Origin of the sequence: Spiroplasma sp. ChiS (assembly GCF_002968355.1) — a bacterium.
Taxonomy (GTDB): Bacteria; Bacillota_I; Bacilli_A; order Mycoplasmatales; family Mycoplasmataceae; genus Spiroplasma; species Spiroplasma citri.
Window position 1 is genome coordinate 1 of sequence record NZ_PUUH01000134.1, and the last position, 1,268, is coordinate 1,268.

2 protein-coding genes are annotated in these 1,268 nt (G+C 26.3%); both read left to right on the plus strand.

All coding sequences use genetic code 4. The features are described 5' to 3' along the window. Positions 1–200: hypothetical protein (locus C6B38_RS11100; protein ID WP_233485528.1), on the plus strand; the 200-nt coding region annotated here is incomplete at its 5' end. Positions 201–768: 568 nt separating this feature from the next. Continuing rightward, positions 769–1,268: lipoprotein (locus C6B38_RS04305; protein ID WP_162475863.1), on the plus strand; the 500-nt coding region annotated here is incomplete at its 3' end.

Sequence of the window (1,268 nt, forward strand, 5' to 3'; positions counted from 1 at the left end):
GTGTAACATGAATACGAAAAATGTTTGTTCAAGGCAAGATATATGGCATATTAGATAATTTCCCATTTTTAGATAAATGTATTAGTGAATTAAGATTTAGCGATACCAAAACAAATATACCCGATAGTAAAATGTATCATGACCCATACGATGCTTTGTTTTATGGTTCTTATCCATATCGCTTTAAAATGGGATTATAGGTAATAAATTTTTGGCCGAGCGGTTGACTTTCTTAAATTATTGTTTGTTCAAGGCAAGATATATGGCATATTAGATAATTTCCCATTTTTAGATAAATGTATTAGTGAATTAAGATTTAGCGATACCAAAACAAATATACCCGATAGTAAAATGTATCATGACCCATACGATGCTTTGTTTTATGGTTCTTATCCATATCGCTTTAAAATGGGATTATAGGTAATAAATTTTTGGCCGAGCGGTTGACTTTCTTAAATTATTGTGATAAAATGACTTACAAGTTAAAAAAATTTTTGAAGTTCTTTCAAAAAAATTTGGGAACCTTTATAAAATTCTTCGCTTAACGCTTAGAATTTTTCCCAAGTACTTTGAAAAGCGCGGCAAAAGTTTTTTTAAACTTTAAGTTATTTTTCACAAAATTCTAGAAAGTCTCCGCGAGGCCAGATTGACCCAAAGAAAAGGATAAAAATAATATAAATATAAATGGAAATATTTTAGAATGAATATCACCACAAGAAGAACCATTTAACATTATTGATAATTATAACCATTATTTTTATGATAATAATGAAAAAGATATTAAGTATTTTAGGAACAATCACTTTAATTGGAACAAATACAACAAGTTTAGTTGCTTGTAACACACCACAATATAGCGAAGAAGAATTAAAAAAAGAAAAGGATAAAAATAATATAAATATAAATGGAAATATTTTAGAATGAATATCACCACAAGAAGAACCATTTAACATTATTGATAATTATAACCATTATTTTTATGTTGTGTGGCGTGGTGATGAAAATGATAATTGAAGAATTGTTAAGTTTAAATATAATGATTTACAACACAACAAAATTTTAGATAAACATAATGAATGTGTACTTGTATTAGAATTTTTATCATCACATAATACAGATTTATTTATTAAAGAAAATAAATATCCAAATCGCCGTTGATATTGAAAAAATGATACGAAGAATACTTATTTTAAATCAGTTTATCGTTGAAACGGTGAAGAACAAAAATTACCTAATTTAGATATTGATAAAGATGGCAATGTAAAAGT